Here is a 23,703-nt window from a genome sequence, read left to right on the forward strand (position 1 = left end):
GGCGATGATCACGGTGGGTAAGCTGCTGCCAGGCTGGTGGTATTGCGTTTCCATCGATAAGGCGCTCGGCGTCGGCACCGTCTCCTCCGTCGATGTGACGGGCTGGGCGTGCGACACCGGATTGGTGCTGCTGTTCGGCGTTGCGTTCGTCTGCCTGGGATTGGGCTTCAGCCGTCTGCGTTCCGAACGTGGCGAATAGTCGGAATAGACGGAATAGGCGGAATGGATATGCCGGGCTGGTTCCCGCCGGATACGAAAAAAGGTGACCCGTCGTTGGACGGATCACCTTTTTCGTATGGAATGCGATCAGGCTTCGCTGGCCGTCTTCTCGGCCGGGGCACTCAGGAAGTGCTCTTCGCCGGGCAGCACCGCGTTCAGGATCACGGCGACCACGAAGGCCACGGCGATGCAGTTCGATGCGAAGATCGACTTGAACAGGTCGGGGAAGTTCACGAAGATGTCGCTCACCTGGGTGAAGCCGATGCCGATGGTCAGCGACAGGGCCGCGATGGTGATGTTGCGCTGCGTGTACCCGGCTTCGGAGATCATCTGGAAGCCGGAGAGGATGATGTTGCCGAACATCATGATCGTGCAGCCGCCGAGCACGGCCTGCGGCAGCGAGTTGAACACTTCGGCGATGGCCGGCACGAAGCTGGCGATGATCAGGATCAGACCGCCGGAAAGAATCACCTTGCGGTTGACGACCTTGGTCATGGCGACCAGACCGATGTTCTGCGCGAAGCTGGTCAGCGGCAGGCAGCCGAACAGGCCGGACACGGAGGAGATCAGGCCGTCACCGGCGATGGCGCCGGCGGTTTCGCGTTCGGTCGGCAGACGGTTCAGACCCACCTTGGTCAACGCCGCGGTATCGCCCAGCACCTCAACGGAGGACACCACGTACAGCAGTGCCAGGGAGATGATGGAACCGGGGTCGAACACCGGCTTGAACGGCATGAACTGCGGCAGGGAAAGAATGGCCAGATGCTGGAAACCGGAGAAATCCACCTTGCCCATGCAGATGGCGATCACATAGCCGACCACCAGGCCGAACAGCACGGACAGCTGCTTGGCGGTGCCCTTCATCAGCAGCTGGAACGCCAGGCAGGCGACCAGCGAGATCAGGCCGAGCGTGAGATTCTGCCAGGAACCGAAATCCTTGGCACCGCTGCCGCCGCCGAAGCTCGTGGCACCGACGGTGAGCAGGGAGAAACCGATCGAGGTGACGACGATCGCGGAAACGATCGGCGGCACGAAACGGCGCCAGTACTTGGCGGTCAGACCGAGCACGAGTTCCAGCAGGCCGCCGATGAGGACGGCGCCGACGACCGCGCCATAGCCCTTGGAGGAGCAGATGGCGCAGGCGGCGGCAACGTAGGTGAAGGAGATGCCGGTCACCATGGGCAGGCGCGACCCGATGCGCCACGCGCCGTACAGCTGCAGGCAAGTGCCGAGGCCGGCGACCAGCAGGCCGGCCTGGATGACGGCGGCCGACTGTGCGGAATCCATCTTCGCCGCCGACGTGACGATGAAGATCGGGGCGAGATTCGCCACGAACATCGCCATCACGTGCTGCAGTCCGAACGGAATTCCCCTCCAGAACGACACCGGGGCATCCAAGGAGGTCAGAGCCTCCATGGAGATGCCGCTTCTCTCCTTCTCCTTCTTCTTCTCAGCCATTGTTCCTCTCTTCTCCTTTGACTATGGCTTTGGGAAATCTATGGAAAAACTCTTCGCCGCGCCGCCCGCGGCCCGCGCTCAGTGGCGGAAGGTGATCTCGCCGGTCGTGGGATCCATGGCGTCCACGATGGCGAGCGAATCGACGTCGTAGCCTTCGGCGCGCAGCGCGTCGCCGCCGCCCTGGAAGCCCTTCTCCACGGCGATGCCGATGCCGGTGACGGTGGCGCCGGCCTCCTTGCAGAGGCTGATCAGGCCGTGCAGCGCCTTGCCGTTCGCCAGGAAGTCGTCGATGAGCAGCACATGTTCGCCGGCATGCAGGTACTTCTTCGACACGATGACCGGGAACTCCTTCTGCTTGGTGAAGGAGTAGACGGTGGTGACGTACTGGTCGCCGTCAAGGTTGATGGACTGCGCCTTCTTGGCGAATACCACGGGCACATTGCCGAAATGCTGCGCAGCGCAGCAGGCGATGCCGATGCCGGAGGCTTCGATGGTCAGGATCTTATCGACCCGCTTGCCTGCGAAGTGTTCCGCCCAAGCCGCCCCCATGCGGTCGAACAAACGCACGTCGCACTGGTGGTTGAGGAATGCGTCCACCTTGAGGACGTTGCCTTCCTTGACCGTTCCTTCGCTCTGGATGCGCTCTTCGAGTTCCTGCATTGATGCCTCATTTCTATGCCGGTGGTGTGTATGCGCCGAATGGCGCCCAATATCTGCCACAGCTTACGCTTGCGGAATGACCGGGCGCGTTTCCTGACCGCGCGGTGTGGTAGTAAGGAATGCGCACAGGATTCGAATGAGCAATCGAATGAACGATTGGATGAGTGGGACGGAGGGTATTTCAGCAGTGGAACAGGAACCGGAACTGATCGCGCGTACCGCCGACGAACTGATAGGCGACCTTAACAAGCAGCAGGCCGAAGCGGTGCGTTACCAGGGTGCCGCGCTGCTTATCGGCGCCGGTGCGGGGTCGGGCAAGACGCGTGTGCTCACGCGCCGCATCGCGTGGATCCTGAGCCAGTTCGGCGCATGGCCGAGCCAGATTCTCGCGATCACTTTCACCAACAAGGCCGCGGCGGAGATGCGCGAGCGTCTCACCGCGCTCATCGGACCCGTCGCGCAGCGCATGTGGGTATCGACCTTCCATTCCGCCTGTGTGCGTATTTTGCGGCGCGACGGCAAGGCCATCGGCCTGAAATCCGGCTTCTCCATCTACGATTCCGCCGATTCCGAACGCCTCGTCAAGATCATCGCCACCGAATTCAACGTGGACATCAAGCGCTACACCCCGCGTTCGATTCTCGGCCGCATTTCCGACTACAAGAACCAGCTCACCGGTTGGAGAACCCAGCTGGCCGCGTACGCGCCCGATTTCAAGCCGGGCACCCGCGGCTACCAGATCAGCCGCTTCGACAACGTCGAGGAACTGTACGCCATCATCTACGCCGAATACGAGCATCGCCTCGCCTTGGCCAACGCCGTCGATTTCGACGATCTGATCGTCCGCACCGTGGAACTGTTGCGCGATCACCCGGATGTGGCCGAATACTACCGTCACAAGTTCCGTTACATTCTGGTGGACGAGTATCAGGACACCAATCATGCCCAGTATGTGCTGGTGCGCGAACTGGGTGGCGTGGATTCGCCGGAGATGCCGTCGCCGAACGCCGCTGCGGCGGGTCGTCAGGGCCCGGCCTGGATCACCGTGGTGGGTGATTCCGACCAGTCGATCTACGCCTTCCGTGGCGCGGATATCCGCAACATCCAGGATTTCGAACAGGATTTCCCGAACGCCAAGACGATTCTGCTCGAACAGAACTACCGTTCCACGCAGACCATCCTGGACGCGGCGAACGCGGTGATCGCGCATAACGAGGGCCGCAAGCCGAAGAAGCTGTGGACCGCCGTGGGCAAAGGCGAGCCGATCGTCGGCTACGCCGCCGACAACGCGCAGCAGGAGGCGGTGTGGGTGGCGTCCGAAATCGCGCGTCTGCACGCCGAGGAGGGCATCGCGTATTCGGATATGGCGATCATGTACCGCGCCAACGCGCAATCCCGTTCGCTGGAGGAGGCACTGATCAACGCGGGCCTGCCGTACCAGCTCATCGGCGGCACGAAGTTCTACGAACGCCGCGAGGTCAAGGACGCATTGGCGTATCTGCAGGCCATCCTCAACCCGGCCGACGACGTGAACCTCCGCCGCATCCTCAACGTTCCCAAGCGCGGACTCGGTGCGCGTGCCGAGGCGATCGTGCTGGAATACGCCCGCGAGCGGGGGAGCAGCTTCTTCGACGCGCTGATGCATATGGAGCAGATCGAGGGCATGCCCACGCGCACGGCCAAGGGATTGGCGGCGTTCCGTGATCTCATGGCGTCGCTGTCCGCCTTCGCGAGGGCTAACATCAATAAGCCGAGCGAGATCGTGGCCGAGGTGCTCAACAAGTCCGGGCTGCTTGAGGAGCTTCAGAAGTCGGTCGACCCGCAGGACCAGTCCCGCGTGGAGAACCTGTCCCAGCTGCAGTCCACCGCCGCCGAATACGAGCAGAACACGCCCGACGCCACGTTGGGCGGTTTCCTGGAGACCACCGCGCTGGTCGCGGATTCCGATCAGCTGCCCGACGAGAACGAGGATTCGGGCAAGGTGACGATGATGACCCTGCACACCGCCAAGGGTTTGGAATACCCGGTCGTGTTCCTTACCGGCCTCGAACAGGGCACGTTCCCGCATTCGAGGTCCCTGGAGGATACGTCGGAGCTTGCGGAGGAGCGCCGTCTGGCGTATGTGGGCATCACCCGCGCCAAGCGTCGCCTGTACGTCACCCGCGCGGCGGTCAGGGCGCAATGGGGGCAGGCTAACGAGATGTTGCCGAGTCAGTTCCTGGACGAGATTCCGGATGAGCTGATCGACTGGAAGCGCCGCGAAACCGGCGGCGAACGCATGCGCACCGGCTGGGGTGGCGATGACGAGTTCGGCGGCTGGGAGGAAGACGATTTCCTGTCCGGCCCGGCCTTCGGCGGCGGGTCGTACGGTTCCGGTTCGTCGTACGGCTCCTCGCGTTCCGGCTCGAAATCGGGCGGCTGGGGTTCGGCGGCGCCGAGGTACGGCTCCTCGTCGCGCGGTTCCTCGTACGGTTCCGGCTCCGGGTATGGTTCCTCGCCGCGGTATGGCTCGTCCGCCCGTCACGGTTCGGGGTCGGGGTCGAACCGTTCCGGCAAGGTCAGCACCCGCCATGTCTCGCCGAAGAGCGCCCCGGCATCGGCGCTGCACAAGGACAACGGCCTGAACATCTCCGATTTCGCGGTGGGCGACCGCATCACCCACGACCAGTACGGACTGGGCAAGGTCGTGGACGTGCAGGACAAGGGTCGCAATTCCGTGATCACCGTCGATTTCGGCACGGACGGCGTCAAGAGACTCATGCTGCGCGTCGCGCCGATCGAAAAACTGTAAACGGCGCCGCGTCGTAGCGTCGTCCATTCGTCCCCGCCCGGCCGATACGGGCGGGGACTTGCCATACGCGGGCGAATCCCGTAGAGAGAACAAGGAGAACGGGTTCATATGTATGTCGACCCGAGCAGAAACACCAAGGCGGGCAACCTGCGTTGGATCATGCCGTATTGCAAGCCGGATCTGCCGAAGATCGTCGGCTCGATCGTGCTGTTCTGCATCAACAACACCATGGCGCTCATCATCCCGCTGCTGTCCGGCATGATCGTCGACCGCGTCATCATGCAGGGCCATGTCGATGAGTTGGGGCGCCTCTGCATGCTGATGATCGTCCTGACCGTCGTGCGCGTCGGCACGCGGTACGGCTACCAGATGTGGATGGAACGCTTCGGTCAGAACACGGTCTACCGTCTCGTCAGCGACGAGTATGAGAAGCTGCACGAGCTTGACTTCACCTATTTCAACCACACGCGTACGGGCGACATCATGAGCCGTATGACCTCCGACACCGACGCCATACGCCACGCGTTGAGCTGGGTGAGCTATCAGGCGCTGGACTGCGTGGTCATGTTCATCGGCGCGCTCGGCGTGATGTTCGCCATCGACTGGCGTCTCGCCCTCGCCCTCGCCTGCGTCACCCCGTTCATCTTCATCCTCACCCAGGGCCTGTCGTCGCACGCGCGCCCGCTGTTCTTCGCCGTGCGCAATTCGCTCGCCTCGATGAACTCGATGGTCGAGGAGAACATCGAAGGCAACCGCGTCGTCAAGGCGTTCGTGCGCGAACCGTACGAGACGGGGAAATTCGACGAGCGCAACGACGACTATATGAAGCGCAACATGGATCTCGCCCGCAACAGCCGCAAATACATGCCGTGGCTGGACGGCCTCGGATTCTCCCTGCAGCTCATCACCCTCGGCTTGGGCGGCCTGCTCGTCATCAAGGGATACATGACGCTCGGCGACCTGGTGGCCTTCAACTCGTATCTGTGGATGCTCGACGGCCCGATCCGCCAGTCGGGGTGGCTGACCAACGACTGGCAGCGGTTCAACGCGTCCTGCATCAAGATCCGCAAGCTGCTCACCGCCGAATCACGCATCAAGGAGCGCCCGGATGCCGCCGAAGGCAATGACGTGCGTCCGGACGGTATCACGGGCGACATCGTCTTCGACCATGTCGGCTTCGCCTTCCCCGACGACCCGTCGACGCCGATCCTCAGCGACATCGACTTCCACATCCCCGCGGGCGCGAAGCTCGGCATTCTGGGCGAAACGGGTTCGGGCAAATCCACGCTCGTCAACCTCATCTCCCGCTTCTACGACCCGACGTCCGGCCATGTGCTCATCGACGGCGTCGACGCGCGCGACTGGCCGCTCGCCGCATTGCGTTCGCAGGTGTGCATCGTCGCGCAGGACACGTTCCTGTTCTCCGACACCATCGTCGGCAATATCGGCTTCGGCGCGGGCGAACAACGCGAGCATGACGAACGCTACCTGCGCCGCATGGCCACCATCGCAGGCGCCGACGAGTTCATCCGGAACATGCCGGACGGCTACGACACCATCGTCGGCGAACGCGGCGTCGGCCTGTCCGGCGGGCAGAAGCAGCGGTTGAGCCTAGCCCGCGCGTTGGCGGACGATCCGTCGATCCTCATCATGGACGACACCACCAGCGCCGTCGACATGGAAACCGAAGCGGAGATCCAACGGCATCTGCGTGAGATGGATGGCCGCAGGACCATCGTCACCATCGCACATCGCATCTCCTCAGTCAAGGATTCCGATCTCATCCTTGTGCTCGAACACGGCCGCGTGGTGGAACGCGGCACGCATGAGGAGCTGGTGGCGGCGCACGGCCGCTATTGGGAGATCTACCGCAGGCAGCTCGGCCAACAGACCGGCGCGCCGCAGGGCTTCGAGAAGTAAGGAGGGGCGATCATGGCACAACGCAATACGTACCGTGACGACGAGGAGCTTGAGGAACGGATCGACATCCACGACATCCTGCGCATCGGCGTCTATCTCAAACCGTATACGGCCAAGATCGTGCGCGTCCTGTGCGTGGTCGTGATGATGGGCTGCATCGCCGTGGTGGCGCCCTACCTGACCAAGATCATGATCGACAGCGCCATTCCGAACGGCGATGTGGGACTGCTTGGCCGTCTCGTCGCGCTGATGGCCGTGCTTATCGTGATCTACGAACTCGGCCTACGCTATCGAACGGTAGCCATCACCGAGGTCGGCCAGCTTATGCTCAAGGACATGCGCCGTGACATCTTCACGCATATCCAGACGCTGCCGTTCAGCTATTTCGATTCGCGTCCGCACGGCAAGATCCTCATCCGTGTGGTCAACTATGTGAACACCCTGTCGGACACGTTGAGCTCCGGTCTGGTCAACGTGATCTCCGACGTGTTCACATTCCTCATCACCCTCGTCGTGATGTTCGTGGTCGACTGGCGTCTGGCCCTGTTCAGCCTCGCGCTGTTCCCGCTGCTCATCGCATGGGTGCTGACGCTCCAGCATTTCCAGCGCCGCGCCTACCAGACGCTGTCCAACAAGCAGAGCAACCTGAACGCGTACATCCACGAGTCGATCGCCGGCGTGAAAACCACGCAGACCTTCGCGCAGGAGGCGGCGCAGTTCAGGAACTTCCAACAGCAGCAAGGGGAGGTGCGTACCGCGTGGATGAGGGCGGTGCATATCCAGACGCTGCTGTGGCCCGGCATCCAGACCATCTCCGTGATGACCATCGCTCTGATCTACTATGTGGGCGTCACCGGGTTCGGCGCGGTGAGCGTGAGCACCGGCGTGCTCATCGCCTTCGTCGGCTACGCGAACAATTTCTGGAACCCGGTCATCAGCATCGGCAACTTCTACAACCAGCTCATCACCTGCTCCGCCTATCTCGAACGCATCTTCGAAACGCTCGACGTCGAACCCGAGATCAAGGACGCGCCGGGCGCGGTCGACCTGCCGCAGATCGAGGGACGTGTCGACCTCAACGATGTGGTGTTCCGCTACGAAGCGGACGGGCGCGATATTCTCGACCTGGTCGATCTGCATGTCGAACCGGGCAGGACGGTCGCGCTGGTGGGGCCGACGGGCGCGGGGAAGACCACGATCGTCAACCTGCTGTCGCGTTTCTACGACGTTTCGGAAGGTTCGGTGACGATCGACGGGCATGATGTGCGCGACGTGACATTGGCGAGCCTGCGCCGCCAGATGGGCGTCATGCTGCAGGACACCTTCATCTTCTCCGGCAACGTGCGTGAGAACATCCGCTACGGCAGGCTCGACGCCACCGACGAACAGATCGTGGCCGCGGCCAAGGCCGTGCACGCGCATGATTTCATCATGGATCTGCCCGACGGCTACGACACCGTGGTGGAGGAGCGCGGCTCGACCCTGTCCGCCGGGCAGCGCCAGCTCATCGCCTTCGCTCGCGTGCTGCTCGCCGACCCGCGCATCCTGATCCTCGACGAGGCCACGTCGAATATCGACACCCGCACCGAGGAGGCGTTGCAGGCCGGGCTGAACCATCTGCTCAAGGGGCGTACGAGCTTCATCATCGCGCATCGTCTCTCCACCATCGAGAACGCGGATGAGATCTGCTACATCGACCACGGCAGGATCGTCGAACATGGCAATCACCGTGAACTGCTTGCGGCCAAGGGCGCGTATTACCGTCTGTACGAGTCGCAGTACGCCATGATCAGGGCCGTGGAATAGCCGCCATTACTGCATCGGAAGCCAAAAGTCAAGTCTTGTTTTTCCGCAAGCACGCTGCACATAATGGAGCGTTGCCGTATCGGGTGTTGCCGGCAATCCGCCGACGGCCCGCAACCGATCGAAGATCATAGAGAGAAAAACAATGAAGAATACCGTGTTCGCTTCGCTTCCAACCGTCATTCTCGGCGCGCTGACCGCCATCGCGCCGCAGACCTTCGCCCACGCCTGCATGGGGCACGCCACGTTCGGTGCGTGCCATTACTCCCAGCAGGCGGCCACGGGCATCGGCCTGGTCATCCTCGTGCTCGGCATCGCATCGTTCTTCACGCCCCGACTCGTGCGGGTCGGCATCAATATCGCCATCGTGGCCGACGCGCTGCTGCTGATCGCCGTGCCGAATCTGCTGATCGGCGTGTGCAAGGGGCAGATGATGCACTGCCGTATGGTCATGCTGCCCACGCTCACCGTGCTCGGCGTGCTCACCATCATCTGCGCCGCGGCCGCGGCATGGATCGAATCGCGTCCGAAGACGGTGCGCCAGTGAACTCGCATATCACGCTTCGCTCGCTGCCGGTCGAGAATCTTCGGAGAAAACCGCTGCGCACGGCGGCGCTGACCATCGTCGTCGTGCTGCTCAGCGTGGCGTTGTTCGGCGGTTCGCTGCTGAGCGCCAACCTCGGCAACGGCATGCGCAGCATGGAACAGCGCTTGGGCGCCGACCTTATGGTCGTGCCGCAGAACAGCGCCCAACAGGCCGAGGCCCTGCTGACCAACGGATCGCCCGGTACCTTCTATTTCACCAGGGACGTCGCCTCGGCGATCGCCAAGGCGGACGGCGTCGCGCAATCCACCGAACAGGTGTACATCTCGTCGCTGTCGGCGTCATGCTGCGCTTCGAAACTGCAGATCATCGGCTACGATCCCAACACCGATTTCGTGATTCAGCCGTGGCTTTCCTCACAGTTCAACGGTGAGGTGAAGGACGGGCAGATCGTGGCGGGAGCCGGTGTGAACGTGTCGTCCGACGGCACCATCGAGCTGTACGGCCGCACATGGCCCGTGGTCGCGCAGCTCGCCTCCACCGGAACCAGCCTCGACAATTCCGTATTCGTCAACCGCGCCACCGTGCCCGACATGGTCGAGGCGTCCGCCCAGGTGTCCCACCGGGTCATGCCCGCGCAGTATGCGAAGAAGGCCGTCTCCGCCGTGCTCATCAAGGTCGCGGACGGCTACGATCCGCATACCGTGGCCGAATCGATCACCAAACTCGACTTCTCCTACAAGAAGCTCGGCTTCGTCTACCCGGGCGGCATCACCTCCGCTACCAAGGCCTCGCTCGGCTCTCTGGTGGGGTATACCGCGGTATTCGTGGCGGTGCTGTGGGTGATGGGCGTCATCGTGCTGCTCGCGGTGTTCTTCGCGTCGGTGAACGAACGGAAGCGCGAATTCGCGTCGCTGCGCATCATGGGCGCGACGCGTGGCATGCTGCGCGGCGTAATCGTCCGCGAATCGCTTATCGTCTCGCTTGCCGGAGGTGTGATCGGCGTGGCGTTGGCCTCGCTGTTCGTGTTCCCCTTCAGTGGCCTGATCGGCAGGCAGTTGCAGTTGCCGTATCTGCAGTCCGGGCCGTTGGCGGTCATCGGCATGATCGCGTTGACGATGCTGTGCACGGTGATCGTCTGTGTGGGTGCGTCCATGCTGGCGATGCGCAAACTCGCCAGGCCGGAGGCATACGTGACTCTTCGAGAGGGGCAGTGACATGGCCATGGAACAAACGGAACGGAATCAAACGGGACGGACGCATCTGCTGGTCGTCGATGATCTGACCAAGCGGTTCCGCCGTCGCGGCAAGGATTTCGACGCGGTCAGCCATGTCGGCCTGACTATGGACGAAGGTGATTTCGTCGCCATCGTCGGCAGGTCGGGAAACGGCAAAAGCACGTTGATCTCCATGATCGCCGGTTTGGTTGAGCCGACATCCGGCACCGTGCGCGTGGACGGCGAGATCGTCGGCACGATGGACGATCGCACGGTGTCGCGGTTGCGCAACAGGACCATCGGCTTCGTCATGCAAAGCCAGACGCTGCTGTCCAATCTCACCGTGCTCGACAATGTGGTGTTGCCGGCCACATTGTTCGCCGATGCCGCGGATGCGGGCCAGACCGCCGCGAAAGACGGTGAGCCCGGGGGAGAAGCGCCCAGCGGAGAAACGCCTAAGGAAGAATCGGATGGGCTCGCCCCCGAAGACGCCATCGCGCCCGATCCGCTCAATGAGCGTGCCATGGCCCTGCTTGAACGCCTCGGCGTCGCCGATCTCGCCGGCAGCTACCCCAAGGAGCTTTCCGGCGGCGAAATGCGGCGCGTGTCCATCGCGCGGGCGTTGATGAACGAGCCGCGTCTGCTCATCGCCGACGAGCCCACGGGCGATCTCGATCAGGAAAGCACGGAGGTCGTTATGAACCTGCTGCGCGGCCTGGCCGATGCGGGGACCGCGGTGCTCATGGTCACCCATGATCCCGAAGCTCTCGGCTACGCCGACTACGCGCTTCGCATGGATGCCGGCGTGCTGTCCCGCCCCTGAGTGTATGCTGGTCGATTGGTGTCTGCCGAAGGCGGGCGCCATCTGGAGTCTTAGCCCATCAACGGGTCGACGGTTCCTCCGGAACCGCTCGTGTTCACACGACGAAGCGTTGGAGAGGCCTGGCTCAACGCCGATGCTCTCGGGTATTCGGCGTTCCGTTCAAATAACGACAGAAGGATTAATTACCATGACGAACGTTCAGCGTTCTCGCCGTCAGGTGCGTCTTTCCCGCGCCCTCGGCATTGCTCTGACCCCGAAGGCTCAGCGCATCTTCGAAAAGCGTCCGTACGCTCCCGGCGAGCACGGCCGCACCCGTCGCCGCACCGAGTCCGATTACGCGGTGCGTCTGCGCGAGAAGCAGCGTCTGCGCGCACAGTACGGCCTGTCCGAGAAGCAGCTCCGTGCAGTGTACGAGAAGGGCACCAAGACCTCCGGCCAGACCGGTAACGCCATGCTGCAGGATCTCGAGGTCCGCCTCGACAACCTGGTGCTGCGTGCAGGTTTCGCCCGTACCACCGCTCAGGCCCGCCAGTTCGTGGTGCACCGTCACATCCTCGTTGACGGCAACATCGTGAACCGCCCGTCCTACCGTGTCAAGCCTGGCCAGACCATTCAGGTCAAGGCCAAGAGCCAGACCATGGAGCCGTTCCAGGCCGCCGCCGAAGGCGTCCACCGCGACGTTCTGCCGCCGGTCCCGGGCTACCTCGACGTGAACCTGGCCTCCCTGAAGGCCACCCTGACCCGCAAGCCGGAAGCCGAAGAGGTGCCGGTGCAGGTCAACATCCAGTACGTGGTCGAATTCTACGCCCGCTGATCCGGGCCCACTTCTGTATTCATTACAGTCAAGGACATACCGCTCGAACCCCGCGATCCTTTTGGACGCGGGGTTCTCGCGTTGTATGGCCCGTGAGAGCCGGGTCGTATGGTGCAGGGTGTTGCAAGACATGACGGGTGGTTCTCTGCAGACCTTCCCATATACGGCAGCGCCGTCGGCCGGAGGTGTCGGTCGACGGCGCTGGATGGATGCGGAGCGCGATGGTTCAGGCGATTTGGGCCAACAGTGCCGGCAGTTCGGCCATCGTGTCGATGACCGCATCCGCGCCGGCATCAACGAAGGCCTTGCGGGCCGCGTCACGCGCATCCTGCCGGGCCGCGGGAGACAGCGCCTCGAATTCGGCTTCGGACAGGCCCATCTGCGAGCTGCCTTCGGTCACGCCGATGGTGAAACAGCCGGCGTTCCTACCCTCGCGGATGTCGGAAAGCGTGTCGCCGACCTTGGCCACACGGCGCACGTCGGTCAGACCCAAAGCCTTCATATTCGCGAAAACCATATAGGGGTAGGGGCGGCCGAAACCGTCGACCCCATCGGGGCTGATCCAGAAGTCGGGCGCGTAGCCCTGCGCGGCGGCCTGCGGCACGACGATGTCCATCATCGAATCGGTGTAGCCGGTGGTCGAGCCGATCTTCACGTCGGCGGCGCGCAGAGTGGCCACGGCATCGAGCACGCCGGGCTTGGGGGCGGCGTACCCGTCGAGAATCGAGAGCAGTTTCGGCTCGAAGTGCGCGTAGACGGCATCCGCGTCGGCATCGGTCGGGGCGGCGCCATGCTCGTCCTCCCAAGCGCGGGCGATGCGGTTCATATGCAGCATCGTGTTGATATGGTCATGCTTGAGCATGCCCATCGGCTTGCGGGTCTCGTCCATGGTCGGTTCGACGCCGAATTCCTTGAATGCCTCGACGAAGGCCCGTACCGGGGCGAAACAGCCGTAGTCGACGGTGGTGCCGGCCCAATCGAAGATGACGGCGTCGAAACGTGCGATGGGGGAAGTCATGTCAGTGTTCCTTTCAAAAAGTGATTGCGGTTTCTGCCGTGGCGGCGGGCATCAGGCGGCCATGCGGACGTTGGCCGGGGCGTCGGCCTTGATCTTCGCGCCGGCGGCATTCATGGCGGCGACCGCATCGGCGAATTCCGGAGTGCCGGCCGAAGCTTCGAGCAGACCGCGTTCGGCCATGTACTGGGCGAACAGCTCGGTGACGCGTTCGATGTCGTCGGCGTAGATCTCACCGATATTGCCCAAACGGAACGTGTCCTCATCGGTCAGCTTGCCCGGGTAGATCGCATAGCCGCGCTCCTTGATGAAGGCATACATGTCGGCGAAGTCGAACGAGACACCCTCGGGGTAGAGGAACGTCGTGATGATCGGCCCCTGATGGTCGTTGAGGAAGGTGCCGAAGCCGAGGGCGCGCATACGGGCGATGAGCAGTGCGTTGTTGAAGGCGTAGCGTGCGGCGCGGGCGGGCAGTCCGCCCTCCTCGCGCATCTCCTCGAGGGCCTTATGGAAGGCGAGCACCACGTGGGTGGGGGAGGTGTAGCGCCACTTGCCGTCGCCATCCTCAAGGCCGCGCCACTGGTCGTACAGGTCGAGCGAGAGGCTGCGCGCCTTGCCCTTCGACGCTTCGAGCGCGGCGATGTTCGCAATGATGAAGCTGAAGCCCGGCACGCCCTGGATGCACTTGTTGGCGGAGGAGATGAGGAAGTCGATGCCCCATTCCTCGACAGGGATGTCCACGCCGCCGAAGGAGCTCATCGCGTCGACCATGAAGGTCTTGCCGTGGGCCTTGGCCACGCGGGACACGGCCTCGATGTCGTTGAGCAGGCCGGAGGTGGTTTCCGAATGGATCATCGACACATGGGTGATCGACGGGTCGGCGTCGAGGATTTCGGCCACGCGTTCGGCGGAGGGAATGGTGCTGTAGGATTCGGCGTACTGCACATAGTCGATGCCGGCGTGCCGGCAGATCTTGGTCTGACGTTCGCCATAGGCGCCATTGGTGCACAGCAGCACCTTTCCGGGCTGGGCGTCGGCCGGCGCCAGCCCGGCTTCGATCTGCTTGGCGGACGGGCCGATCACCGAGGTGAGCACGCTTTCCACGCCGAAGGTGCCGGAACCCTGCATGAGTACGGCCGTGTAATGCGCGGGATCGCAATGGGCGAGCTCGACGAGCTGACGGCGGATATCCTGGGTGATGGCCTTGTAATCGTCATCCCACGTGCAATGGTCGAACAGCATCTCCTCCTTGACGGTGCGGGTGGTGGTCAGCGGGCCGGGGGTGAGCAGTTTGTAATCGTTCATGGTTGTGATTCTCCTTAGGTTGGATTCGGTTGTTGATTACGGGGTTGGAAAATGCGTAAGGTTACGGATCAGTCGCCGGCGGCACGCTTGCAGGTCGAGGAGAAGTCCTGGTGCTGCTGGAGCAGGTCGACGGTGAGCGGCTTGTCGAAGGTTTTCGGGTATGCCGATTCGTTCGCGCCCGCCTTCTCGCCCTTGTATAGCGGTGTCGGGTAGGTTTCGAGCAGTTCCTTGCGGCCTTGGTCGATGATGATCGCGGCCATTCTTTGCGCCTTGGGATTGGTGCTGCGGCCTTTGTCGAGCACCGCCACCGATTCGGTCAGCGAGTAGTTGCCTTCGATCGGGTCGATCACGTCGATTGGCAGGCCGTTCCGCTTGTCGGCCATCGCCTGATGGCGCAGTCCGAAACCGATGGCCACCTCGCCCGAACGGACGGCCTTGAGCGGGCCGGAGCCGGACTGTTCAAGGTGCGGCCCGGCGTTGCGATAGATGCCGGTGAGGATACGGCGGCCTTCCGAGCCGGTGCCATAGGCTCCCGCGATGGCTTGGACCATCAGCCATCCGGTGGACGAGCCTTCCATGTCCGGCACCGAGATCAGGCCCTTGTATTCGGGCTTGGCGAGATCCCTGAAGCTCGTGGGGCGGTCCACGCCTGCGGTTTTGAGCGCGGTCGTGTTGATCATGATCGCGCCCTCCTGGGCCGTGGTCGGGCGGCGGTAGTCCGGGGCCTTCGAGTTCTCGGTGCTGCCGAGCAGCCGTGAATCGACGTCGGTGAGCGTGGCGAACATGTGGTTGCGCTGCTGGGCGGAATCCACGTAGTAGGAGCTCATCGTCAGCATGTCCGCCTCCAGGGCCTTGCCTTCGGCCAGCATTTTGCCGCCGAGTTCCGAGGTGCCGAAGGACTGGATGATGTACTGGTTCCGGTAGCCGTTGGCGTCGAGTGCGTGCTGGAAGGCCTCCACGGCTTCGTCGTCGGCGTTCGTGTAGATGACGACCTGCCCGTCGGCGGCGGCCGTGCCGGAGAAGGTGCCGAAACCGAAGGCCACGAGCAGCGTGGTCAGCACGATGGACAGTCCGGCCGTCAGGCGGTTGCGCACGCGGCGGTTGCCGGTGGTCGGCAGCGGGAAGTCACGCGACCCGGAAGCCGAGGCCTGTTCGGCGGCGACCAGCGCGGTGTCGGGGCGTACGGTGGCGCGCACCGCCGCCACCTGCGGCAGGCGCACTTTGGCGGTGGCCGCGGCGCGTTCGCGTGCGGGCTTGCGTTCGCGGGTCAGCAGGGCGATAGCGCCCTTGACCGCCAGATTGGTCACGAGGATGAGTAGCGAGAGGGCGAAGATCTCGTCGAACTTGGCGACATGCTGCAGCGCGGAGATCTTCGTCGTGATGACCTGCGTGCGGGCGCCGGTCAGGAACACGACCGCGGAGATCGTGACCATCGCGTTGACGAAGTAGTAGCCGAACACCTGCAGGATGGTCGGCCACGCGTTCGGCGTGACAACGCGCACGATGGTTTTGATCCAGCTGTCGCCCATCAGCTTGGCCGTGGTCTCCCACGAGCCGTTCATCTTGCTCAACGAGTCCTTGATCATCTGATACGGGGTGGCGAAGTAGTGCACGACGTTGGCGATGATGAGGATCCAGAACGTATTCTGCAGGTTCGTGCCGGAGAACATGAACAGGAAGGCGATGCCGAGCACCATGCCGGGGACGGTGTTGATGATCGCGCAGATCGCGTCGACGGTGCGCTTGGCCCAGTTCGGCAGCTTGGAACGCGACGTGACCAGACCGGCCGCATAGGCGAACAGGCAGCCGACGATGGCGGTCATCACGGCCACGTACACCGAATTCGTGAACACTTGGGTGAGTTCGGAGTCGGTGAACAGCGTGGCGATATGCGTGAAGGTCGGGCTCGTGTCGAACGGCCAGGAGGCGACGAACGGGATGAGCACGATCACCACGAAAAGGCTGAGCGTGCACACCAGCGTGGCCACCGACAGTGTGCCGCACACCGCGTCGCGTCGACGGCCGGCCGGCAGTTCGATCTGCGAGACCTTCGCGTAACGGATCGAGAAGCGTTCGAGCACGCTCATCAGGATGATCGAAACGATCGAGGGGATGAGCATGAACACGGCGATCACGGCGCCGCGGTTGAAGTTCGGGATCGAACCGAGCATCTGGTTGAACAGCGTCATCGCGAGCACATCGTACTGGCCGCCCACCGAAGTCGGAATGCCATAGTCGGTGAAGGCGAGGAAGAACGATTGGATGAACGCCACGGCCATCGTGCCGATCAGCGGGCGCACGCAGGTGACCAGGAAGGTCTTCCACGCCGGATCGCCCATGATATGCGAAACGATGATGAACTTCTTGTCCACGAACTGGAAGCTGTTGTTGATGAGCAGGAAGCAGGTGGGCAGCGTGTACACCACGTAGCCGATGAGCAGGCCGTTGAAACCGTAGATGTCGAAGAGCTGATGGCCACCGAACAGCCGGGTGATCAGGCCCTGCTTGCCGAAGGAGTAGATGATCGCGAAGCCGTAGGTGATGGTCGGCAGCAGCATCGGCACCTGGGTGAGCAGGGTGATGGCCTTCTTGAGGCCACGGGGAATGTTCGTGCAGTTGACCGTGTAGGCCAGCAGGAAGGCGAGCAGCACGGCGACGAGCGCGGACGCGGCGGAGACCTTGAGCGAGTTGAGCACGGAGGTCAGGAATTCGGGGCGTTGGATCACGGCCGCATAGTTGGCCATCGTGGCCGCGGCGCCGTCGGAGGTCTGGAACGATTTGAGGATGACCAGCGCCATCGGTGCCACGAGGAAGGCGAGGAAGGCGAAGAGCACGACGCCCAGCAGCACCCACAGCTCGGTCTGCTTGGGCGCGCGCGGGCGGCGTTCGTAGTTGACGACTTCGGGCCGGATGTTGGGCAGCTGTTTGCGCGCCTGGATGGATTCGATCGACATGTCAGGCCGCCTTGCCTTGCGCTTCGGTGGCCGCGGCGCCATCGCCTTCGGCCTCATGGAACAGCGAATGGATGTTGTTGCGCTTGACTTCGAGCTGGTGGAGGATGAACGTGCGCACGAAGTCGCTGGCCGGGTGCTCGATGATGTCCTCCGGGCTCGCGTACTGCGCGATGCGGCCCTGATTGAGGATGAGCACCTTGTCGCTCATCGTGCAGGCCTCTTCGGGATCATGGGTGACCATGATCGTCGTGAGCTTGTACTGGTCCACGATCTGCTTGATCTTGGCTTTGATGGATTCCTTGATCACGCCGTCAAGCGCGGAAAGCGGTTCGTCGAGCAGCAGCAGCCGCGGTTTCATCACCAGCGTGCGGGCGAGGGCCACGCGCTGCTTCTGGCCGCCGGACAGCTCGTCGATCTTCTTGTCGAGATGTTCCTCAAGCCCCAGCAGGGAGATCATCTCGCGGATCTCCGCCTCGGAGGAGATGCCCGGATTGTTCCTCAGACCGTAGGTGATGTTCTCGTAGGCGTTGAGATTGGGGAACAGCGCGTAATCCTGGAACACGATGTTGAAACCGCGCTTCTCCATCGGCACGCGGGTCAGGTCCTCCCCGTTGAACAGGATCCTGCCGCTCGTCGGCTCGGTGATGCCGAGGACGATGTTGAGCAACGTGGTTTTGCCGCCGCCGGAGGGGCCGAGAATCGACATGATCTGGCCGTCGCCGAGCGTGAGGCTGATGCCGTTCAGGACGTGCGTGTCGCCGAACGACTTGGTGATGTCTTTCAATTCGAGCATATTTCCCGATTCCTTCTGTGCGATGCCGGTGGTTTTCCGGACCTCAACCATCGTCCGTCCGCCACGGGCGCCGGGCGGACGGTTTGGAGGAAAGCTCGAGGAAAAGAAGGTGAACAGCAAGCGAAACTACATCATTCGCCCGTAGAAAAGTAGTTTTCCTAAGCCAGGCTGCGATCGCGGACCATGCGTGCGGAGGCGTCGAGCGCGGTGGAGAATCGCCCGTAATCGCTGAGGATGACGCCCATGTAGAGCATGTCGACCAGGGCCACGTCGGCCACACGCGAGAAGATCGCGTTCCCGTAGATTTCATGCGCGTCGGTGCCGGTGATCAGCGTGACATCGGCCGTCGCCAATGGTGTGCCGGCCGTGTTCGTGACGGCCAACGTGCGTGCGCCCGCCGTCTTCGCCGCGCGCAGCGCCTTGACCGTGTCGGTCGAGGATCCGGAATGGGAGAACGCGACGGCCACGTCCCTTTCCCCAAGATGGCCCGCCCCCACCTGCTGCAGGTAGGCGTCCGCGGTGAACCGGCAATCCAGCCCCAGGTATGTGAGCTTCGTGAACAGGTCGAATGCGGGTACCAGCGAGTTCTCCACGCCGAGCACCTGAATCACGCGCGCCCCGGCCAACAGGGTGCAGGCCTTGCGGAAGGCGTTCACGTCGAGCGCATGATCGAGCTCCTCAATGAGGCGGGTGGCTCCGGCCAGCGCCTTTCTCGGCACGTCGGCGGAATCGTCCCAAGGGCTGAGACCGAAACCTCCCAGCGGGTCGAAAGTCGTCTGTTGCTCGGTTTCGGGGTGGCGCAGCGCGTAGCGAAGTTCCCGGTAGCCGCCGAATCCGAGTTTGCGGGCGAAACGGATGACCGTCGGCTGGCTGACGTGCGCGGCGTCGGCCAGCTGCCCGACCGTCAGCTCGGACGCCTCGTCGATATGGTCGCGCACGAAGCACGCCACCGCGCGTTCCGCCGGTCGCAGCGAAGCATATATGTGGTCGATGCGTTCGCGGATGCCCGCCGAGGTCTGCATGCCGTCATCTCCTTGCCGGGTCGTTTTCGCATGGGTCACGAGCCACCGTAAGGAGCCAAGGTGTGCGCCCGCGGGATTGCGGTTGACGTTCGGGTGAACGCGGCGTGAATTCCTTCGCCGGGGAAGCGCGTGGGGAGCCCGGCATTGCGGGCGGCGCGTATTATTCGCCGTGCGGCGTGGGTATGATGAAACCATGTTGCTTCATCTTCATCTCGTCCGTCACGGGCAGACGTTCTATAACCGTTACAACAAACTGCAGGGGTGGTCGAACTCCCCGTTGACCGAATCCGGTCTCGCCGACGCCGACAAGGCGGGGGAGCGACTGGGCGGCATGGTCTTCGCCGCGGCCTACTGTTCCGACACCACGCGCGCCATGACGACCGCCGAGCGCATTCTCAGCATCAACGAAAGTAAGGGGAATCCCCGCCCCGAACTGATCAGCGACATGCATTTCCGCGAACAGTTCTACGGGTATTTCGAAGGCACCGATATGAGCCAGGCCTGGTACGCCGCGGGCGGACCGCACGGCGTGAAGACCTACAACGAGATCGTCGACAAGTACGGTCTCGCCGCCACGCGCGACTGGCTGAAGGATGCCGACCCGTTCCATGACGCCGAATCCGACGAGGAATATTGGCGGCGTGTCGAAGGCGCGTTCGCGCTGATCGCCTCCAACCCGCGTCTGCAGGACGGCGACGATGTGCTGCAGATCAGCCACGGCAACACGTTGCTGAGCCTGGGGCATCGCTTCGGCGGCCCCGATCTCGACCTGAGCGAACGTCCCGCCAACGGTTCCATCACCGACATCGATTTCGACACGGCCAAGCCCTTCGACGAGGCGTTGACCATCGTATCGTATGGCAAATAACCGTTAGCCTACCTACATCGGGCGCCGTTCCGGACATTCATGGCGGGACGGCGTCTTCGACAAAGTGGCACGTAGTGCTACTCTTGTGCGGGTAACTGATTACATAGGAGGCGCACTATGGGTGTTGGAGAGATCGCGGGCCTGATCGCCGCGATTGCGTTCGCCGTGCTGGCGGGATTCATGATCTACCCTCTGATCCGTCTGGGCAAGCTGTTCGACCAGATCGCGATCACGGTCAAGGAATCCGGCGACCATGCCATTCCGGCGCTTGATGAGGGCGTCACCACGGTGCGTCAGGTCAACAAGTCGCTGGAGGATGCCAACCGTATTTCCGCCGCCGCTTCGACCACCGCCACCAACGTCGGCGCACTGGTCGACCTGTACGGTTCCTTCCTCGGCAAGCCGGTCATCAAGGCCGCATCCGCCGTCTACGCAGCCAAGTCCACCGTCCGTTCCTTCCTCAACAAGCAGGGCGGAACCGCGGCCAAGGGGGAGTGATGTTCAAGCGATTGTTCTGGATGTCCGTCGGATTCTGCTGCGGCGTATACACCGTGATGAAGGCGCAGGCCTACGTGAAGGCCAACACGCCGGCCCCGGCACGTCAGGCCCTGTTCGGCCCCGACATCGACAACGTGGGGCTGCGTACGTTGCAGGGCATGCTCCAGGAGTTCAACGAGACGCGCAAGAGCCGCGAAGCCGAACTCAACAAGCAGTACGCCGACCGTCTGCGCTGACCGTATCCATTCTTTTCCTCATAAGTCCAAACAAGGGGCTCGCGTGCCCCAAACCAATCACAAGGAGTCCATTCGCCAATGCGAACCTCAGAAATAGCGAAGCGCTATCTCGACTATTTTGCCGCGCATGACCACCTGGTCGTTCCCTCGGCATCGCTGATCTCCCCGAACCCGACCACGCTGTTCACCATCGCCGGCATGGTTCCGTTCATCCCCTATCTGATGGGTGAGCAGACCGCCCCGCATCCGCGTATGGCCTCGAACCAGAAGTGCGTGCGCACCCTGGACATCGACGAGGTCGGCAAGACCACCCGTCACGGCACCTTCTTCCAGATGCTGGGCAACTTCTCCTTTGGCGATTACTTCAAGGAGGAGGCCATCCACTACGCGTACGAGCTGCTGACCACCCCGCAGGACAAGGGCGGTTACGGCTTCGACCCGGAGAAGCTGTGGATGACCACCTTCACCGACGATGAGGAAGCGCGCTCCCTGTGGAAGAACGAGGGCGTCGACCCCGAGCATATCCAGATCATGGGCATGGAAGACAACTTCTGGACCACCGGTGGCCCCGGCCCCGGCGGCCCGTGCTCCGAGATCTACGTGGACCGCGGCCCCGAGTTCGGTGTCGAAGGCGGCCCGATCGCCGACGAGAACAGGTACATCGAGATCTGGGATCTCGTGTTCGAGAACTATGAGGTCGACAACGTCAAGTCCAAGACCGACCTGCATATCGTGGGCGAGCTGGAGAACAAGAACATCGATACCGGCGCCGGTCTGGAACGCCTCGCATACCTGATGCAGGGCAAGAACAACATCTATGAGACCGATGAGGTCTACCCGGTCATCGAAGCCGCCGAACGCCTGTCCGGCCACAAGTACGGCGAGAACGAGGCTTTCGACGTCAAGTTCCGCGTCGTGGCCGACCACGTGCGTTCCGCCTTGATGATCATGTCCGACGGCGTGCGCCCGAGCAACACCGGCCGCGGCTACGTGCTGCGCCGCCTGCTGCGCCGCACCGTCAAGGCCATGCGTGCCCTCGGCGTCCAGGAAGCCGTCATGCCGACCCTGTTCCCGACCTCCAAGGCCGCCATGGAAGCCTCCTACCCGGAGCTCAACAAGACCTTCCATGATGTGAGCGAGGCCGCGTACGGCGAGGAGGACACCTTCCTGCGCACCCTCGAATCCGGCACCGAGATCTTCGACATGGCCGTGAGCAAGGCCAAGGAATCCGGCAAGGACATCGTCTCCGGCGACGACGCGTTCAAGCTGCACGACACCTACGGCTTCCCGATCGAGCTCACGCTCGAAATGGCCGAGGAGCAGGGCGTGAAGGTCGACGAGAGCAAGTTCCGCGAGCTCATGGCCGAGCAGAAGAGCCGTGCCCGCGCCGACGCCCTCAAGAAGCGCCACAACGTGGATCTGTCCGTGTACGACGATTTCAAGAAGACGCTCGCCAAGCCGATCGACTTCCTGGGCTACACCGACTTCTCCGCCCGCGCCACCGTGATCGGCATCATGCAGGAAGGCAAGGGTTCCGTCCCCGCCGTCACCGGCCCGGCCAACATCGAGGTCATCCTCGACCGTACCCCGTTCTACGCGGAAGCCGGCGGCCAGCTCGCCGATCAGGGCGAGATCCTGTCCGACGATGGCGCGGTGCTTGAGGTCGACGACGTGCAGAAGCCAATCAAGGACCTCATCGTCCACCAGTGCCGTCTGACCGAAGGCACGCTGGTGGTGGGCACCCAGGTGAACGCCAACATCGACCTGAACCGTCGTGGCGCGATCGCCCGCTCCCACACCGCCACGCACATGGTGCACAAGGCGCTGCGCGAGGAGCTCGGCCCGCAGGCCACCCAGCGCGGTTCCGAGGACGCCCCGAACCGTCTGCGTTTCGACTTCCAGTGGTCCAGCGCACCGTCCAAGCAGGTGATGAGCGCCGTGGAGGCGCGCGTCAACGACCGCCTGCGCGACAACCTTTCCGTGACCACCAAGGAGATGAAGTTCGACGACGCCATCGCCCTGGGTGCCATGCACCTGTTCGGCGAGAAGTACGGCGACATCGTGCGCGTGGTCTCCATCGGCGAGGACGGCTGGAGCCGTGAGCTGTGCGGTGGTACCCACGTCGACCACGTCGGCAAGATCGGCGCGATCAACATCATGTCCGAGGCTTCCGTCGGTTCCGGCGTGCGTCGTGTCGACGCCGTCGTGGGCGCCGGTGCGTACGAGTACAACGCCCGTGAGCACGCGCTGGTCTCGCAGCTGAGCGACAAGCTCAACGCCCGTCCGGACGAGCTCGCCGAGCGCGTGAACACGCTGCTCGCCAAGCTCAAGGAATCCGATCGCCGTCTCGCCGCCATGTACGAGGATCAGCTGGCGGCCATGGTGCCGCAGCTGGTGGAAGACACCAAGGATTCCGCAGCGTCCGTGAAGGTCGCCGCCAGGAACGTCGGCCACTTCGGTTCCTTCGACGCACTGCGCAAAACCGTTCTGGACGTGCGCGCCCGCCTTGGCGAGGATGCGCCCGTGGTGGTCGCGCTGGCCGGTGTGAGCGCCGACGACAAGACCATGGTGGCGGTCGCCACCAACGCCGCGGCCCGTGAACTCGGCATCAAGGCAGGCGATCTGGTCCGTGGCGCGTCCAAGATGCTCGGCGGCGGTGGCGGCGGCAAGCCGGACTTCGCCCAGGGCGGCGGCACCGACGCCTCGAAGATCGACGAGGCGCTCAAGGCGCTCGAAGCCCAGGCAGTGAAGGGCTGAACCCAC

18 protein-coding genes and 1 pseudogene are annotated in these 23,703 nt (G+C 63.2%); 12 read left to right on the forward strand and 7 right to left on the reverse strand.

The features are described 5' to 3' along the window. Nucleotides 1-199: pseudogene (locus tag KIH75_RS01045) on the forward strand (ABC transporter permease); the annotation flags it as partial. A 107-nt stretch (nucleotides 200-306) separates the two neighbouring features. Here KIH75_RS01045 and KIH75_RS01050 read toward each other — a convergent pair. Beyond that, the gene (locus KIH75_RS01050) at nucleotides 307-1,677 is read right to left on the reverse strand and encodes a nucleobase:cation symporter-2 family protein (RefSeq protein WP_219054976.1); all 1,371 of its coding nucleotides are present in this window, start codon (nucleotides 1,675-1,677) and stop codon (nucleotides 307-309) included. A gap of 78 nt (nucleotides 1,678-1,755) precedes the next feature. Further along, nucleotides 1,756-2,337 (reverse strand): xanthine phosphoribosyltransferase, encoded by a 582-nt coding sequence (locus KIH75_RS01055; RefSeq protein WP_219054977.1) that lies wholly within the window; start codon nucleotides 2,335-2,337, stop codon nucleotides 1,756-1,758. Between the two features lie 187 nt (nucleotides 2,338-2,524). Here KIH75_RS01055 and KIH75_RS01060 point away from each other — a divergent pair, with 187 nt between their 5' ends. The 7 genes from KIH75_RS01060 (at nucleotide 2,525) to rpsD (ending at nucleotide 12,249) form a co-directional block, all read left to right on the forward strand. Then, nucleotides 2,525-5,128 (forward strand): ATP-dependent helicase, encoded by a 2,604-nt coding sequence (locus tag KIH75_RS01060; RefSeq protein WP_219055069.1) that lies wholly within the window; start codon nucleotides 2,525-2,527, stop codon nucleotides 5,126-5,128. Between the two features lie 108 nt (nucleotides 5,129-5,236). Then, entirely contained in the window at nucleotides 5,237-7,048 is a 1,812-nt protein-coding gene (locus tag KIH75_RS01065) for an ABC transporter ATP-binding protein (protein ID WP_219054978.1), read from the forward strand. Nucleotides 7,049-7,060: 12 nt separating this feature from the next. After that, nucleotides 7,061-8,854 (forward strand): ABC transporter ATP-binding protein, encoded by a 1,794-nt coding sequence (locus KIH75_RS01070; protein ID WP_219054979.1) that lies wholly within the window; start codon nucleotides 7,061-7,063, stop codon nucleotides 8,852-8,854. A gap of 142 nt (nucleotides 8,855-8,996) precedes the next feature. Continuing rightward, complete coding sequence (locus KIH75_RS01075) at nucleotides 8,997-9,398, forward strand: DUF4418 family protein (RefSeq protein ID WP_219054980.1); 402 nt, start codon at nucleotides 8,997-8,999, stop codon at nucleotides 9,396-9,398. Beyond that, entirely contained in the window at nucleotides 9,395-10,612 is a 1,218-nt protein-coding gene (locus KIH75_RS01080; protein WP_219054981.1) for an ABC transporter permease, read from the forward strand. The genes KIH75_RS01075 and KIH75_RS01080 overlap by 4 nt, the downstream gene beginning before the upstream one ends. Before the next feature lies 1 nt (nucleotide 10,613). Further along, the gene (locus KIH75_RS01085; protein WP_236027940.1) at nucleotides 10,614-11,435 is read left to right on the forward strand and encodes an ABC transporter ATP-binding protein; all 822 of its coding nucleotides are present in this window, start codon (nucleotides 10,614-10,616) and stop codon (nucleotides 11,433-11,435) included. A gap of 187 nt (nucleotides 11,436-11,622) precedes the next feature. After that, nucleotides 11,623-12,249 carry a 30S ribosomal protein S4 gene (gene rpsD / locus KIH75_RS01090; RefSeq protein WP_033523519.1) on the forward strand — a complete coding sequence of 209 codons (627 nt, stop codon included), beginning with the start codon at nucleotides 11,623-11,625 and terminating at the stop codon, nucleotides 12,247-12,249. A 226-nt stretch (nucleotides 12,250-12,475) separates the two neighbouring features. Here rpsD and phnX read toward each other — a convergent pair whose 3' ends face one another. The 5 genes from phnX to KIH75_RS01115 all read right to left on the reverse strand — a co-directional run bounded on the left by phnX (nucleotide 12,476) and on the right by KIH75_RS01115 (nucleotide 19,338). After that, entirely contained in the window at nucleotides 12,476-13,267 is a 792-nt protein-coding gene (gene phnX, locus KIH75_RS01095; protein ID WP_219054982.1) for a phosphonoacetaldehyde hydrolase, read from the reverse strand. Nucleotides 13,268-13,318: 51 nt separating this feature from the next. Then, a complete protein-coding gene (gene phnW / locus KIH75_RS01100) occupies nucleotides 13,319-14,569 on the reverse strand; it encodes a 2-aminoethylphosphonate--pyruvate transaminase (RefSeq protein WP_219054983.1) in 1,251 nt (416 codons plus the stop codon). Nucleotides 14,570-14,637: 68 nt separating this feature from the next. Continuing rightward, nucleotides 14,638-17,523, reverse strand: a complete 2,886-nt coding sequence (locus KIH75_RS01105; protein WP_219054984.1) for an ABC transporter permease subunit — start codon at nucleotides 17,521-17,523, stop codon at nucleotides 14,638-14,640. A gap of 1 nt (nucleotide 17,524) precedes the next feature. Further along, the gene (locus KIH75_RS01110; protein ID WP_219054985.1) at nucleotides 17,525-18,316 is read right to left on the reverse strand and encodes an ABC transporter ATP-binding protein; all 792 of its coding nucleotides are present in this window, start codon (nucleotides 18,314-18,316) and stop codon (nucleotides 17,525-17,527) included. Between the two features lie 158 nt (nucleotides 18,317-18,474). Then, the gene (locus tag KIH75_RS01115; RefSeq protein WP_219054986.1) at nucleotides 18,475-19,338 is read right to left on the reverse strand and encodes a MurR/RpiR family transcriptional regulator; all 864 of its coding nucleotides are present in this window, start codon (nucleotides 19,336-19,338) and stop codon (nucleotides 18,475-18,477) included. Nucleotides 19,339-19,531: 193 nt separating this feature from the next. On the opposite strand from KIH75_RS01115, the gene KIH75_RS01120 reads away from it, so the two are divergent. The 4 genes from KIH75_RS01120 (at nucleotide 19,532) to alaS (ending at nucleotide 23,697) form a co-directional block, all read left to right on the forward strand. After that, nucleotides 19,532-20,206 carry a histidine phosphatase family protein gene (locus tag KIH75_RS01120; RefSeq protein ID WP_219054987.1) on the forward strand — a complete coding sequence of 225 codons (675 nt, stop codon included), beginning with the start codon at nucleotides 19,532-19,534 and terminating at the stop codon, nucleotides 20,204-20,206. 117 nt (nucleotides 20,207-20,323) lie between these two features. Then, nucleotides 20,324-20,704: a DUF948 domain-containing protein gene (locus KIH75_RS01125; RefSeq protein ID WP_033523522.1), complete on the forward strand. Its 381-nt coding sequence runs from the start codon at nucleotides 20,324-20,326 to the stop codon at nucleotides 20,702-20,704. Then, entirely contained in the window at nucleotides 20,704-20,940 is a 237-nt protein-coding gene (locus KIH75_RS01130; protein WP_033523523.1) for a hypothetical protein, read from the forward strand. The genes KIH75_RS01125 and KIH75_RS01130 overlap by 1 nt, the downstream gene beginning before the upstream one ends. A 78-nt stretch (nucleotides 20,941-21,018) precedes the next feature. Next, nucleotides 21,019-23,697, forward strand: a complete 2,679-nt coding sequence (gene alaS, locus KIH75_RS01135; protein ID WP_219054988.1) for an alanine--tRNA ligase — start codon at nucleotides 21,019-21,021, stop codon at nucleotides 23,695-23,697. Nucleotides 23,698-23,703 lie beyond the last annotated feature (6 nt).

Origin of the sequence: Bifidobacterium pongonis (assembly GCF_019331805.1) — a bacterium.
GTDB lineage: Bacteria > Actinomycetota > Actinomycetes > Actinomycetales > Bifidobacteriaceae > Bifidobacterium > Bifidobacterium pongonis.

Coding starts and splice junctions, on each gene's coding strand:
- KIH75_RS01070 (WP_219054979.1), top strand. CDS start 7,061: ATGGCACAACGCAATACGTACCGTGACGACGAGGAGCTTGAGGAACGG.
- KIH75_RS01065 (WP_219054978.1), top strand. CDS start 5,237: ATGTATGTCGACCCGAGCAGAAACACCAAGGCGGGCAACCTGCGTTGG.
- phnX (WP_219054982.1), bottom strand. CDS start 13,267: ATGACTTCCCCCATCGCACGTTTCGACGCCGTCATCTTCGATTGGGCC.
- KIH75_RS01050 (WP_219054976.1), bottom strand. CDS start 1,677: ATGGCTGAGAAGAAGAAGGAGAAGGAGAGAAGCGGCATCTCCATGGAG.
- KIH75_RS01055 (WP_219054977.1), bottom strand. CDS start 2,337: ATGCAGGAACTCGAAGAGCGCATCCAGAGCGAAGGAACGGTCAAGGAA.
- KIH75_RS01075 (WP_219054980.1), top strand. CDS start 8,997: ATGAAGAATACCGTGTTCGCTTCGCTTCCAACCGTCATTCTCGGCGCG.
- KIH75_RS01085 (WP_236027940.1), top strand. CDS start 10,614: ATGGCCATGGAACAAACGGAACGGAATCAAACGGGACGGACGCATCTG.
- KIH75_RS01130 (WP_033523523.1), top strand. CDS start 20,704: ATGTTCAAGCGATTGTTCTGGATGTCCGTCGGATTCTGCTGCGGCGTA.
- KIH75_RS01125 (WP_033523522.1), top strand. CDS start 20,324: ATGGGTGTTGGAGAGATCGCGGGCCTGATCGCCGCGATTGCGTTCGCC.
- KIH75_RS01115 (WP_219054986.1), bottom strand. CDS start 19,338: ATGCAGACCTCGGCGGGCATCCGCGAACGCATCGACCACATATATGCT.
- phnW (WP_219054983.1), bottom strand. CDS start 14,569: ATGAACGATTACAAACTGCTCACCCCCGGCCCGCTGACCACCACCCGC.
- KIH75_RS01110 (WP_219054985.1), bottom strand. CDS start 18,316: ATGCTCGAATTGAAAGACATCACCAAGTCGTTCGGCGACACGCACGTC.
- rpsD (WP_033523519.1), top strand. CDS start 11,623: ATGACGAACGTTCAGCGTTCTCGCCGTCAGGTGCGTCTTTCCCGCGCC.
- KIH75_RS01120 (WP_219054987.1), top strand. CDS start 19,532: ATGTTGCTTCATCTTCATCTCGTCCGTCACGGGCAGACGTTCTATAAC.
- alaS (WP_219054988.1), top strand. CDS start 21,019: ATGCGAACCTCAGAAATAGCGAAGCGCTATCTCGACTATTTTGCCGCG.
- KIH75_RS01105 (WP_219054984.1), bottom strand. CDS start 17,523: ATGTCGATCGAATCCATCCAGGCGCGCAAACAGCTGCCCAACATCCGG.